This window comes from Joostella sp. CR20 (assembly GCF_038433465.1).
In the GTDB taxonomy this organism is placed as follows: domain Bacteria; phylum Bacteroidota; class Bacteroidia; order Flavobacteriales; family Flavobacteriaceae; genus Galbibacter.
Genome location: NZ_JAESVF010000001.1, coordinates 442,891 through 457,050, shown reverse-complemented (window position 1 = coordinate 457,050; position 14,160 = coordinate 442,891). Strand labels below are relative to the sequence as shown.

Below are 14,160 nucleotides of genomic sequence, written 5' to 3'. Positions count from 1 at the left end.
CCATGAGTAAAATAAATAAAAACGCCGATAAAGAATTTGGACTATCGTCCTGGGCTATCGAAAACAAAACAACCATCTATGTAATGATTGCGATTGTTTTGGTGTTAGGAGTCTCTGCCTATTTCGGGATGCCGCGAGAGTCTTTTCCGGAGGTAAAAGAAACAAAAATATACATCAGTACACCATATCCAGGAAATACTGCTGAAGATATTGAGCGACTTATCGTAGACCCGCTCGAAGACGAACTTAAAAATGTAAGTAACGTAGTGGAGATTCTTTCTACTTCGCAAGAGGACTACGGAATTATTACTGTTGAGTTTGACGAAGGAATTACGGTTGAAGCCGCTAAACAAAAAGTAAAAGACGAAGTAGATGCCGAAAAAGCAGGTGAAGATTGGCCTGTTTTTAACGGAGCAAAGGTGGAGCCAAATGTTTTTGACTTGAATCTTTCAGAAGAAATGCCAATTCTAAACATCAATATTCAAGGAGATTATCCTGTTGATAAATTAAAAGAATATGGTGAGTATCTCGAAGATAAAATTGAAGAACTCCCTGCAATTAAGCAAGTAGACATCCGCGGAGCACAAGAAAAAGAAGTGGAAGTTGCTGTAGATGTGTACAAAATGATGGCCGCACAAATTAGTTTTGACGATGTGTTGAACACCATTAGAAACGGAAACGTAACCATGTCGGCAGGAAACATGATTACAAGCGGACAAAGACGTACCATTAGGATTTTAGGAGAAGTTGAAGACCCAAAAGAGCTCGACAATTTTGTGGTAAAATCGCAAAACGGAGTGGTGTATTTAAGAGATATTGCGCAAGTAACTTTTAAAGAAGAAGATAAAACCACTTTTGCGAGAGAAAACGGAAAGAACGTGGTGATGCTCGATGTGAAAAAACGAGCAGGTAAAAACATGATTGAAGCTTCTGAGCATATTCAAGAAATTATTAAAACTGCAGAGAGAGAATATTTACCGCCAGATTTATCTATTTCGGTAGCCAACGACCAATCGTCGCAAACGCTTAATCAAGTAAATGATTTGGTGAACAATATCATCTTCGGAATTATATTGGTAGTAGGTGTTTTAATGTTCTTTTTAGGATTTAGAAATGCCTTGTTTGTTGGGTTTGCCATTCCTATGTCTATGTTTATGTCGTTCATGATATTGCAAACTTTAGGATATACGCTAAACACCATGATTCTCTTCGGACTTATTATGGGACTCGGGATGTTGGTGGACAACGGAATTGTGGTAGTAGAAAACGTTTATCGTTTGATGGACGAAGAAAAAATGTCGCGTATTGAAGCTGCTAAAAAAGGAATTGGAGAAATTGCGTTTCCAATTATCATTTCTACAGCAACTACAGTTGCGGCGTTTATTCCGCTAGGAATGTGGCCTGGAGTGATGGGAGAATTTATGAAGTTTTTCCCGATAACACTTTCAGTTGTATTAGGTTCGTCGTTGGTGGTAGCTATTTTCATGAACTCGATGTTAGTGTCAGAATTTATGGATACAGCCGAGAAAAGACTAACGCGTAAACAACTTATCAGACTGAGTATAATTTTGGGAGTTCCAGGACTTTTAATTTTGATATTTGGTGGTGCAATTCGCGGTATCGGAACCCTTATGATTTTTACAGCGATAATGTTTTGGGTATACCGTTATTGGTTAAAACGCGCAGCAGATTATTTCCAGACGCATATTTTAACGTGGATGGAAGACAAATACCAAAATGCACTTAAAGGTTCTTTAAAAGGATGGCGACCTGCTTTTTATGTTGGAGGAACTTTTGCTTTGTTAGTTGTAGTGTTTATGTTGTTTGGAGCATCGCTGGGAAGCGGACGTACTAATGTGGAGTTTTTCCCAGACAATAAGCCAAACCAAATTATTGTATATATCGAATATCCTCAAGGAACCGATATCGACAAAACCAATACCATTACAAAAGAAATAGAAAAGCGCGTGTATGCTGTTTTATATGCTGATGAATATATGGATGGCGATTATAACTTTATGGTAGAATCGGCAGTTTCTCAAGTTGGAGAAGGAGCTGGAAATCCGCAAACCGATGGTGGTTCTAGTGCCGAAATGCCTCATAAAGGAAAGATTACCGCTACCATGCGCGAGTATAAATTCCGTAGAGGAAAAGACAGTGAAGAGCTACGTAAAAAAGTTCAGGAAGCATTAAAAGGAATTTTCCCTGGAGTTGCTATTTCTGTTGAAAAAGATGCGGTTGGACCACCTGCTGGATATCCTATTAATATTGAATTGAGCGGAGAAGATTACGATGAGCTTATTGCAACTGCCGAAAAAATGAGAGATTATATCAATACTCGAAATGTTGCAGGAGTTGAAGAGTTAAAAATTGATGTAAACAAAGGAAAGCCTGCAATGGTAGTTGAGGTTGATCGTCAAAAAGCTGGAGAGCTTGGCGTAGCCGTAGGGCAAGTTGGAAACCAATTACGTCGTTCTATTTTTGGTGAGAAAGCAGGGATTTACAAAGAAGATGGAGACGATTATGATATTTATGTACGTTTCAACGAAGACTTAAGGTACAATCCAAGTGCGTTGTTCGATCAGAATATTATTTTTAGAGATCAAGCTTCTGGGCAAATCAAAGAAATTCCAGTTTCTGCAGTTGCAAAACAAAAAAATACATCTTCGTTTAGTGCGATTAAGCATCGCGATTTAAAACGCGTGGTAACTGTTTATTCTGGTTTAGCTCCAGGATATACCGATGCTGGTGCAATTGTTGGGAAAATTCAGAAGGAAATGAGCAATTTCGAGGTGCCACAATCAATTCATATCGATTATACGGGGCAGTTAGAAGAACAGCAAAAACAAATGAGTTTCTTAATGGGAGCTTTCTTCTCTGGATTAGGACTTATTATGCTGATTCTTATCTTCCAGTTTAGTTCAATTTCTAAACCAACTATCATTATGTTGGCAATTTTCTTAAGCTTTATTGGAGTTTTCGGAGGATTGATGGTTACAGGATGGTCGTTTGTTATTATGATGACGATGATGGGAATTATCTCTCTTGCGGGAATTGTGGTAAACAACGGAGTGGTACTACTCGATTATGCGCAAATTCTGATTGATAGAAGAAAATTAAAACTTGGACTTACGGAAGATAACGACATGCTTTCAAAAGAAGATATGAAAGAAGTTTTGGTAATGTCGGGTAGAGCAAGGTTACGTCCTGTATTACTTACGGCAATTACCACGATCTTAGGGTTAATTCCGTTGGCAATTGGATTAAACATTGACTTCTTCTCGCTGTTTACCAATTTCGATCCAGATATTTATATGGGTGGAGATAACGTAATTTTCTGGGGGCCATTAGCTTGGACTGTAATTTTCGGATTGATAATTGCAACCTTCCTTACGTTAATTATTGTACCATTGTTATTTTACATTGTGTACTTAATTAAAGTGAAATTTAGAAGTAAAAAAGAAGAAGTTGTAGAGCAATTGGAAGAGGTTTCTCCAGTGTAAACTGTAACTCAAACTTAAATATAAAACGGCTTTATGAAATTTCATAAAGCCGTTTTTTTTGGAATTAAATCAAGCAACAAACAGTTACATTATTTTTCACACTTATCGATTGCGTTTATAGGATTGCATCGGGCAACATCACCACCTGGGAGTTGAACATAATAAGGGGTTTTATATGGATTTCCTGGTTTGTAGAAGTCAGTAGAAATTACTTGAGCTCCACTTGAAAATGCAGCATTTGCACGTGTATAATCGTTTATTTTAGCTTCATAAGTTTCAATGTCAGATCGAGTTCTAACCATGTAGCCCAATTTTACATATTTCTTGATATCCTCTTGTCTTTTAATAGCATTATCTAATAGAAAGAAAGCAGCAAAATCATCTTCTTCGGTAGAACGCATAAACATTAATCTGCCTTCTAAGTTTGGACGGTTATTTGTATACGGAGAAGTTCTGTCTATACCTCCAGCAGAAGGTAATAATAGAAAGATGAATTTTCCTCTAGCTTCGTCTACAGTAGGCCAATTTTTATTTAGGACAGCTTCTTTAAGTGTATTGTAATTTCCTTTAATATCATCAGGAGTAATAACTTTATCTCTTCCTAAAACGTCGACAAATTCTTTATCTAACGCATCAAATGCTTCTTCTGTAAATGGTAATACTTCTGTTGCGTTTGGAAATAACGGCATACCACTGTCTTTTGCTTCTACTTGGATAAAAATAGGGATATGGTTTGGGTGAGAATCAGACCATTTTTTTAAATCTTCTAACCCTTGTTTTAGCGTTGGGTAGTGAGTTCTAAAATCCATATCGGCAATATGCATCATTTTAAAACCAGGTTTTTTTAGGTCTTCACTATTAAAAGGTAGTAAATCGGTAATACCTTGCTTTTTAAAAAACTCGTATGCTGCAGGTTGTGTGAATCTTCCACCTTCAGGGTCATAAAAAACGTCAATTTCTAAGTTTCTTAATCCTGCATCTAGTTGTTCAGGAAATGGAGGATGTTCGTAATTTAAACCATCAGCAAAAGAAATATCATTAGGGTGATTTTCTTTAAAACTTTCCATTTTTTCAGCTGGCATGTTCGCCATGAATTTTGGCATCATTTTGTCAATTGCTGCGCCTGCATATGAAAGTACTCGCGGATCTATTGGTTTTGAATAACTATTATGTGTGCCTAAAACTTGAATTTCGTTTATTTTTAAATCTTTAGGGATGTTACTAAATTCTTTTTCTTGAGCCTGTGTGCTTACCAATCCTGAAAATAGGAAAGTAGCTATAATGATGTTATTAATTTTCATTTTTATTGATTTATTATAATATTAAGGAGAGAATCAATCCTCCTTTTTTGAAGGATTGATTAAAATTTGTAATTCTATTTTAGAAGATGCTATACGTTAACCCAATTTGTCCTCTAAATGAAAAGTAAGACTCTTGCTCTACTCTACTAGAAACTCCGTGATAATATCTATTTGGTGCATTTGTAATGTTGTTTAGCTCTAGATATAATCTAAATTTATCAGATATGGCGTAAGAGGATGAAAAATCTACAGTGAAATTTTCGTCAAAATAGGCATAATGCTCTGGACCTGCACTCGACCTAATTTCGTTTAAGTATTTCCCTTTGTAATTTCCAGCAATTCGAGCCATAAATTTATTGCTTTCATAAAACAGTATAGCGTTAAAAATATGTTTAGCTTGCTTTGGAAGTGTAGTTTCAATCATAGTAACCTCTTCTCCTTGAAAGAAAGGAACATCAACTTTTGAGTCGATATAAGTATAATTACCTTCAATACCAAAGTGACTTAAGAAACCAGGCAGTTTGGTAAAACGTTTACTAATTCCGGTTTCAAATCCAAATAAAGTAGCCGATTCAAGATTTTCTGGACGAGACGATAAATAGTTTTCTCCGTTTAGTACTACTACATTTTGATCGTCATAGATAACATTGCTTAAATCTTTATAAAACACACCACCAGTTAAAATACCTACGTCACCAAAATAATGTTCAAACATTAAGTCGAAGTTGTTTGAAAATGTTGGTTTAAGATCTGTGTTTCCTTGTGTAATTTGTTGAGAGATTTCGTTTATAAATGTTCCAGGATTAAGGTCTCCAAAATCAGGACGAGCAAAAGATCTGGTATAGGCACCTCTTAGGATTGTATTTTCAGAAGGGCTAAACTTGAAATGAGCCATTGGTAAGAAGGCGTTGTAATTATTGTTTTGCGTAATATCTTGTACTTCTTGCCCATTTTCTGTATTTACAACTTCTTTACCGCTAAACGAAATTGCATTGTACTCATTTCTAAAACCTGCAACAAATTGCCATTTGTTATTTAATTTGTATGTTCCCATGAGGTATGAAGCATATACATTTTCAGTACCGCTATAAGAGCTAGTTAGATTTGAACTTGCATCGGGACCTTGTACTTGTAAAAGACTAGCATTTTGTTGAAACTCTGGAGTAAACATCTGGTCGATTTGATTGTCTGTAATTTGGTTTATAATTACATCATTGTATGGCTCATCTACCTCTGTTAGAAATCCTCCGTTGTATGGAAACTCTTCAGTTTCTAAATCATTAATTGTAGTTATAGGACTATTTGGAATTCCCAGTGCAGCTGTTGGCATCCAAACCAATACTTTTCTATCAACTTTTTTATATTTATTTACATACTTGAAGCCTCCTTTTAATGTTAAGCTACTACTAATTGTATTTGTAATATCAAACTGACCTCTATAATCTCTTTCTTCGTTATTATTTTGCGATAAGATAATTTGATTTAAATTCATCATTGATGGATCTAAAGCTGTTGTAACATGCGGTAATATCACATCTCCCGTATCTCCTATACCATCTGGAGCATCTGTGGCAAAATATTTTAACCCATCAGAAGATAAGTTTCCGTACTGCATTGGTTGTTTGAAATTTACAATTGGGTATCCTCTATCAGCATCATCTAAATTGTCTGGCGAATTAAATTTAAACGATGATTTATCGGTACTAACAGACCAATCAATTGTAAAAGCATCGTTTAGAATTGATTTTCCTCCGAGTTGTAAAGAGTATAAATCTGTTAAATAATCTGCATGCCTAGCCTGAGTTGTAACCGAATTTTGATTAAAAGTAAAATAGGTTTCTCTAACAGATTGTTGATCTAGATATTGACTATATAAGCCTTTAAAATAAACTTTATTGTTTTTGTTTATTTGATAATCAAGACCTAAGTTAAAACCGAGGGTACGGCGTTTGGCTAGATAATCTCTTAACTGTAATTCGTTTATCGAGAAAGATTGAATAGGGTCTGGGTTGTTGTAATCATATAAACCTCTAAACTGATCTAAACCTGTGGAACGATCCCAAATTACTGCAGAACTTATAAAGCTAAGTTTGTCTGTGATTTTATTTCCATATACAATTGATGCATTATAGGTAGGGTCTTCAGATTGGTCTACATATCCTCCCGCAATATTTGCAGTAAGGGTTTCAGAGTGTGGTGCAGATTTTGTTATAAAATCTACAGACCCACCAATAGCATCTCCATCCATATCTGGTGTGATAGCCTTAGAGAGTTTTACATACTGAATTAATTCTGAAGGGAAGATGTCCATTTGTACACCTCTGTTTTCATAATCTCCACTTGCGCTAGGCATCCTGTTTCCGTTTAATGTTGAAGAACTCCATTGAATAGGAGTACCTCTTACAGATACAAAACGTCCTTCACCCATATCTCTTTCAATAGAAACACCTTGAAGTCGTTGTACGGCTTCTGCAGCATTTCTATCTGGAAGCTTTCCAATTGCATCTGCAGCGAGAACTTCAGCAATTGCTAAAGAAGCTTTTTTAATATTTAAAGCTCTTGCTTGAGATGGTCTATAAGCACTCTTAACAACAACTTCATCTAGTAATTCTCCTTCAGAAAGAATTATATCTCCTAAATTTACATCACTGCTGTTTTCAATATTAAAACTTTTTTCTGCTGAAGTGTATCCTATATACGAAATTACAATAGTATAGCTTCCGTCATCTAAATTTGAGATTGTAAAATCTCCGTCAAAAGAAGTTGCAGTACCAATACTTTGACCTTTTACCGAAACGCTTGCTCCAGGTAGGGGGGTGTCTCCATCAAGAACTTTTCCTTTTACTTGACCCTGTCCGTAGCCAAGTGTAGATATTAAAACTGACATAAAAAATGCGAGTCTTAAAAGTAGATTCATTTTCATTTCTATTGATTATTAGTTTAAATTTTCGGCAAATGTATTCGGGAATGCTATTGAAGAAGTTTAAACAGTGCAGATTGAACTTTTTTGAAATGAAATAAGATGTAATTAGCTTTAAATCAAATACTTACACGTGGTTATTTAATTGTTATGCAAAAGTATCAAAAATGTTAAGTGTGATTTTTTAACTTGTTAATGAATCTTTAAATGCTTTTGGACTCATATTTTGATACTTTTTGAAGTATTTATAAAAGGTAGCTTTCGATTTAAATCCACTTTCATAAAACACATCTGTAATATTTTGATTGGGACTCTTTTTTAATATTTCGATAAAAGTATTTATGCGGTATTTGTTTACTAAGTCATAAAAATTTGTTTGAAGACCAATCGATATAGCTTCGGTTACTTGATGTCGAGAATAATTAATTTTAGAAGAAAAATCTCCTAAAGTTAAATTTTCATTTTGATGAAGTTTTTGAACTACAAATCCATTTTGAATGTCGTTACAAATTTTTTGAATCTCTTCTTCTGTAGTATTTGTAGAACTGTATTTTTCTTTTTTTGTTGAATTGTTTTCAGCAGAAACAAACTGTTGCGATTTTAAATGAATCATTACTATCAAAGCAAATTGTACTAAAAATAATGAAGAGTAGATTTGTCTAATAGTTTCTATATGTTTTTGGGTGAATGATGTATTTGTATAATATAAAATCATCATCGCAGTAACCGTCGAGAATATAAAATACAATAAGTATTTTGTGTACTCGATGTTTATTTTTTTTGAAAAGGAACCTTGTTTATTTATTTTGTAAATGCAAAAAATCAAGTAAGCTATCCAATAAAAAGGGTATATTATAAATAGTATTTTGTAAAACTCATAAAGTCTACTTAGCTCCATGTCAATTACAATTGAAATAAGTATACAAATGTTGAGAGTAAATGCAAAAATGAATGGAAGTGAGTGAAGGACTATTTTATTTTTAGATGTTTTTTTTGAAATGAAAAAGAAAAGTAACGGGCCTTTAATGTATCTAAAGCTACTAGGAATATCTGAAAGTATAGTGATATCACTATAATATTGATATAACAGAAATTCATGTACAAAATCTACCGTTATAACCAATAAATAAAGGTAGAGGTATTTTAATTGATGTTCTTTATTCTTGAAATTATAAATTAAGAAAATTGATAAAATACACTGAATAATTATAGTTATAAAAACGCTAGTCATTGTAATAGCCCAGAATTGATTTAAAGAGCAAAACTAACTATTAAATGACTTTTGATTTTTATTGAAACAAAACGTAACGTTAATTTAACTTGTATAGAGAGAGTCTGCTAAAACAAACTTGTTTGTCCGTTTGCGCTGTACTTCATTTTATGCCGTTGCATTTCAAATAAGCTATGATTGAGTGGTGGTAGTTGACTGTCTTTAAAATATTTTTGTCGCGCAACTTTTATTAAATTATGTATTTGTTCGGCAATTTTTCCTTCTCCAATTTTTCGAACGCCATACCTACTATCGTTTAAACTTCCTCCGTGGCATTCTGCTATTTGATGAAGTACTTTATCAGCTTTATCGGGTAAGGTTTTCTGTATCCAATCTGTGAAAATTTCTCCAATGGCGCCGTTTAGTCGCACAACTGTAAAAGCAATCGATTTAGCTCCGTTTTCTCTAGCCACTTTTGCAAGGTTTAAAATTTCATGACTGTTTATCCCTGGAATAATTGGCGCTATCATTACATTTACAGGAATGTTGTTTTCGGTGAGGATTTTAACCGTTTCTAGCCTTTTTTTAATACTTGCGGTACGCGGTTCTAACACGCTTCGAGTTTCTTCACTTAATGAAGTTATTGATATGTTTACGGCTATAAGTCCTTCAGAAGTTAAATTTTTTAAAATATCTAAATCGTTCTTTATAGATGCGTTTTTAGTAATAATGGCAACAGGATGTTTGTATTTTAAAAATACTTCTAAGCACTTTCTAGTGATTCTAAATTTTTGTTCTGCAGGTTGGTAGCAATCTGTATTTCCGGCTAGTACTATAGTTTTAGCTTTCCAATTTCTGCTTAAAAGTTTTTCTTCTAAAAGCTGAGCAGCGTTTCTTTTTACTAAAATCTTACGTTCAAAATCGAGTCCGGCGCTATATCCCCAATACTCGTGCGAGTTTCTTGCATAGCAATAAATACAGCCGTGTTCGCACCCTTGATACGGATTCATGGAATATGTCATTCCAACATCTGGACTACTTACTTTATTGACTATAGTTTTTGGAAATACTTCTAAGTAGCTAGTTTTATTTTTATCGGCTAGTTCGCCTTCGAGTCTGCAAAATTCTAGAAAATCACTGCGCATTTCATGAGATAACTCATCAAACTTGTTTGGAGCATTAATTTGAGCGCCTCGCCCTTTGAGATATTTTCTTTCGATGGTCATATTCCAAAATTATGGAAAAATTCCAATAAAATAAATTCTTATGGGAAACAATTTTTTACGTACCTTTTTTGATAAATTCTTATTAACTAACCTTAAAAAATATCAATATTAAAATGAAACGTAGAGATTTTGTTAAAAACACAATTGCGACTAGTACTGCTTTTTATATTGTACCATCGCATGTAATGGGCGGAATTCATACACCGCCAAGTGATACATTATACATGGCTGGTTTTGGTGTAGGAGGGCGTGGAGAGCAAGTGCTAAAAGAGCTCTATAATACTGGAAAAGTAAAATATGTAGCACTTTGTGATGTAGATGATAAAAGAGCCAAGAGTACCTTTGACACCTATCCTAACGCTAAAAAGTATAGCGACTTTAGAAAGGTATACGGCAAGCACTTAAAAGATATTGATGCAATAATGGTTGCAACTCCAGACCATAACCATGCAACGATTGCAGTACCATTTATGCGTGCTAAGAAGCATGCATATGTAGAAAAGCCATTAACCCATACAATTGAAGAAGCTCGTTTAATGACAAAAATTAGCAAAGAGCAAGGAATTGTTACCCAAATGGGAAATCAAGGAAGCTCGTCTGATGGTGTGCGTATAGCACAAGAATGGATAGAAGCTGGTGTGATAGGGAAAATCACTAAAGTTGACTGTTGGACAAATCGTCCTGTTTGGCCTCAAGGATTTAAAAGTAGCCCTGAGGGAGAGCCTATTCCAGATACTTTAGACTGGGATCAATGGCTTGGACCTGCTGTGTACCGTCCTTATAATTCGGCTTACCTGCCTTTTAAATGGCGAGGTTGGTGGGATTTTGGTACTGGAGCCCTAGGTGATATGGGATGTCATATTTTAGAAACACCTTTTAAAACTCTGAAATTAGGATATCCAACAGAAGCAGAAGCCAGTTGTACTACCGTTTGGTCTGGCGATTTTGTGGAAGCTAATTACAGTGAAGCATGTCCGCCTTCTTCAATTGTTCGATTGAAATTTGATACTGAAGCACATGGGGAAATAAATTTAAATTGGTACGATGGTGGGGTAATGCCAAAAATTCCTACCGAATTACAAGAAGGTGAAACGATCGGTGATTCTGGAGGAGGTTCTATATTTTATGGAGAAAAAGGTATTATAGTTACTGATACTTATTCTGAAAATCCACGTATATTAAATTACTTTAAAGATAAAGTAGGAGAATTGCCACGACCTTATTTAAAAAGAGTTAAAGGTGCTATTGGTGGTCATTATAGTAATTTTGTTGACGGTTGTTTGAATGGAGCAGAAACTACGTCCCCATTTTCGTATGCAGGACCGTTAACAGAAGCTGTTTTAATGGGGAATCTCGCTATTAAAGCTTATCAACATAAAGTTTTAAAGTCAGGAAAAAAAGTAGGTGATTGGGATCCGTATAATTATCCAGGAAGAAAGAAAATTAAGTGGGATGGTGAAAATATGGTGGTTACGAATTATCCTGAAGCTAATGAATGGGTGAAAAGTATTTATCGGAAAGGATGGGAACTAGGACTATAATAAAATAAAAAAGGTGGAAATAAATCCACCTTTTTTGCCCCAAATCTTACCATGAACTTAACCTACTTATGCTATGGTCCTACAAATGTAAGTTGAAACATCTGTTTGTAGGAAAAATATTAGGTGTAATACAGCTTTTTCGGATAAAGTGATTTTGCTTACGGAAGTAAGTAACTGCTTGTTTTAAAGTGAGTTGTGGTGTTGTTTTTTTTTGAAACCTTGTTGTTTCTACGTTTGTTTAATTCTAATTGATGAAATAACACGTTAAGAATGATGTAAGAATAGAATTTAATGTTTTCTGTAATTTATCAGTTGAAGCTTGAGTATTTTAGTTGAAATTTTAGATTCTTATCAAAAAGAAGAATGCTGTTGAGACGAATTTATAGAAAATAAAAAAGGTGGAAAGAATCCACCTTTTTTGCCCCAAATCTTACCATGAACTTAACCTACTTATGCTATGGTATTGTCAAAGATATGACATCTAAGCTATTTTTGAGTTAAGAATCAGTTAAATTGCACATTTTTACGTTAAAATGCACAGTTGGTTTTTTAATATGCTCTCCCTTGTACACCTTCGTAAAAGTTCATAAAAGAGCGGTTAACTACTCTGTTTCCGCCTGCTGTAGGGTAATTTCCTGTGAAATACCAGTCTCCTAAATTCTTTGGACAAGCTTCGTGTAAACTTTCTACAGTTTGGTAAATTATTTGAACTTCAGCTTTAATTCCTTCAGGAGATAAAAGCTCAGAAATTTTAGCAGAGATTTCTTCATCTGTAAATGGTTCGTAAAATGCTTGTACGGCATTTTTAACTTCAGCATCAGGTAAATCTACTTGGCTTTTACAGTTGGCATATATTTCTTCTACTATATTACTTGTGCCTCTATCTTCATGTAACGAAAGTGCTGCTTTAAAAGCAATAAGGTCTTCCATACGCGCCATGTCAATTCCGTAGCAATCTGGATAACGAATTTGCGGAGCCGATGATACAACCACTATTTTTTTAGGGTGTAAACGGTCTAAAATTCTAAGAATACTTTTCTTGAGCGTAGTTCCTCTTACAATACTATCGTCAATAATAACAAGGTTGTCGGTAGGTTTTACAGAACCATATGTTACATCATAAACGTGTTTTACCAAATCATCTCTACTACTGTCTTCAGTAATAAAAGTTCGCAATTTTGCGTCTTTAATGGCAACCTTTTCAATGCGCGGTCTTTTGTTTAAAATTTCATGAAGTCGCTCGGCAGTTAAGTTAGCTCCTTCTTTTAAAATTTCTTCTTCCTTTCTTTTATTCAGAAAATCTTGCGCTTCTTTTACCATTCCGTAAAACGAAGTTTCTGCAGTATTTGGAATATACGAAAACACAGTATTTTCCATATCTTCATCAATAGACTTTAAAATTTTAGGAAGTAGTAAACGACCTAATTTTTTTCTTTCTTGATAAATTTCGGCATCACTTCCTCTAGAAAAATAAATACGTTCAAAAGAACATGCTTTTCTTTCTAGTGGCGTTAATATTTTTTTGGTATTTGTAGTGCCGTCTTTTTTAATGATGATGGCTTTTCCAGGAGCTAACTCTTTTACGTCGTCAAAATCAACATTAAAAACAGTTTGAATTACAGGTCTTTCGGATGCTACTACAACTACTTCGTCGTCTTTGTAGTAATATGCTGGACGAATTCCTGCCGGGTCTCTTAAAACAAAAGCATCTCCATGTCCAATAAGTCCTGCCATTGCATAACCTCCGTCAAAGTTTTTTGCTGCTTTTTTTAAGATTTTTGCTACGTTTAAACGATCGGCAATAAGCGGAGAAGCTTCCATTTTAGAATAGCCTTCCTTTTTTACTTCTTTATAAAGTTTAGAAACTGCATCATCTAAAAAATGTCCAATTTTTTCCATTACTGTAATGGTATCGGCTTTTTCTTTTGGATGTTGCCCAATGCGAATTAAGTTTGCAAAAAGCTCGTTAACATTGGTCATGTTAAAGTTTCCTGCAACAATAAGGTTTCGGTGCATCCAGTTGTTTTGACGTAAAAACGGATGTACACTTTCGATGCTGTTTTTTCCGAAGGTACCGTAACGAACGTGCCCTAACATGAGTTCTCCTAAATATGGAATTTCACGCTTTTGCTCCTCAATACTTTCGTTGAGTGTTGGGTTTGCTTTTAACTCGTCGTTGATACGAGTGTTTATTTGGTTGAAAATATCTTGGATAGGTTGCGCTTGGTTTGAACGCACGCGACTCATATAGCGTTCTCCAGGTTGCATATTTAATTTAATGCTCGCAAATCCTGCTCCATCTTGCCCTCTGTTATGTTGCTTCTCCATCATTAAATACATTTTATTGATACCATAAAATGCAGTTCCATACTTTTCTTTGTAGTATTCTAATGGTTTTAGCAGTCTAACTAATGCAATTCCACATTCGTGTTTAATAGCGTCACTCATTGTAATCGAAT

At 34.6% G+C, this 14,160-nt stretch carries 7 protein-coding genes; 2 read left to right on the top strand and 5 right to left on the bottom strand.

The features are described from left to right. The first annotated feature begins 2 nt into the window (after positions 1–2). On the top strand, positions 3–3,503 hold the full coding sequence (locus JMA43_RS02000; RefSeq protein WP_342154410.1) for an efflux RND transporter permease subunit: 3,501 nt from the start codon (positions 3–5) through the stop codon (positions 3,501–3,503). An 89-nt stretch (positions 3,504–3,592) separates the two neighbouring features. On the opposite strand, the gene JMA43_RS01995 is transcribed toward JMA43_RS02000, so the two are convergent. From JMA43_RS01995 to JMA43_RS01980, 4 genes are all read right to left on the bottom strand, one after another. Beyond that, positions 3,593–4,804, bottom strand: coding sequence for a Ca2+-dependent phosphoinositide-specific phospholipase C (locus tag JMA43_RS01995; RefSeq protein WP_342154408.1), 1,212 nt, complete (start codon positions 4,802–4,804; stop codon positions 3,593–3,595). Positions 4,805–4,883: 79 nt separating this feature from the next. Continuing rightward, a complete protein-coding gene (locus JMA43_RS01990; RefSeq protein WP_342154406.1) occupies positions 4,884–7,691 on the bottom strand; it encodes a TonB-dependent receptor in 2,808 nt (935 codons plus the stop codon). A 217-nt stretch (positions 7,692–7,908) separates the two neighbouring features. Continuing rightward, positions 7,909–8,337, bottom strand: coding sequence for a helix-turn-helix domain-containing protein (locus JMA43_RS01985; protein ID WP_342154405.1), 429 nt, complete (start codon positions 8,335–8,337; stop codon positions 7,909–7,911). A gap of 725 nt (positions 8,338–9,062) precedes the next feature. Continuing rightward, positions 9,063–10,160, bottom strand: coding sequence for a PA0069 family radical SAM protein (locus JMA43_RS01980; RefSeq protein ID WP_342154403.1), 1,098 nt, complete (start codon positions 10,158–10,160; stop codon positions 9,063–9,065). A 113-nt stretch (positions 10,161–10,273) separates the two neighbouring features. Between JMA43_RS01980 and JMA43_RS01975 the strand changes: the two genes are divergently transcribed. Beyond that, positions 10,274–11,701, top strand: a complete 1,428-nt coding sequence (locus JMA43_RS01975) for a Gfo/Idh/MocA family protein (RefSeq protein WP_342154401.1) — start codon at positions 10,274–10,276, stop codon at positions 11,699–11,701. 549 nt (positions 11,702–12,250) lie between these two features. Here JMA43_RS01975 and JMA43_RS01970 read toward each other — a convergent pair. Then, positions 12,251–14,149 (bottom strand): amidophosphoribosyltransferase, encoded by a 1,899-nt coding sequence (locus JMA43_RS01970; RefSeq protein WP_342154400.1) that lies wholly within the window; start codon positions 14,147–14,149, stop codon positions 12,251–12,253. Positions 14,150–14,160 lie beyond the last annotated feature (11 nt).

Excerpts from the sequence above, each read along its gene's own strand:
- JMA43_RS01970 (WP_342154400.1), bottom strand. The coding sequence starts at position 14,149 with ATGAGTGACGCTATTAAACACGAATGTGGAATTGCATTAGTTAGACTG.
- JMA43_RS01995 (WP_342154408.1), bottom strand. The coding sequence starts at position 4,804 with ATGAAAATTAATAACATCATTATAGCTACTTTCCTATTTTCAGGATTG.
- JMA43_RS02000 (WP_342154410.1), top strand. The coding sequence starts at position 3 with ATGAGTAAAATAAATAAAAACGCCGATAAAGAATTTGGACTATCGTCC.
- JMA43_RS01985 (WP_342154405.1), bottom strand. The coding sequence starts at position 8,337 with ATGATTCATTTAAAATCGCAACAGTTTGTTTCTGCTGAAAACAATTCA.
- JMA43_RS01990 (WP_342154406.1), bottom strand. The coding sequence starts at position 7,691 with ATGTCAGTTTTAATATCTACACTTGGCTACGGACAGGGTCAAGTAAAA.
- JMA43_RS01980 (WP_342154403.1), bottom strand. The coding sequence starts at position 10,160 with ATGACCATCGAAAGAAAATATCTCAAAGGGCGAGGCGCTCAAATTAAT.
- JMA43_RS01975 (WP_342154401.1), top strand. The coding sequence starts at position 10,274 with ATGAAACGTAGAGATTTTGTTAAAAACACAATTGCGACTAGTACTGCT.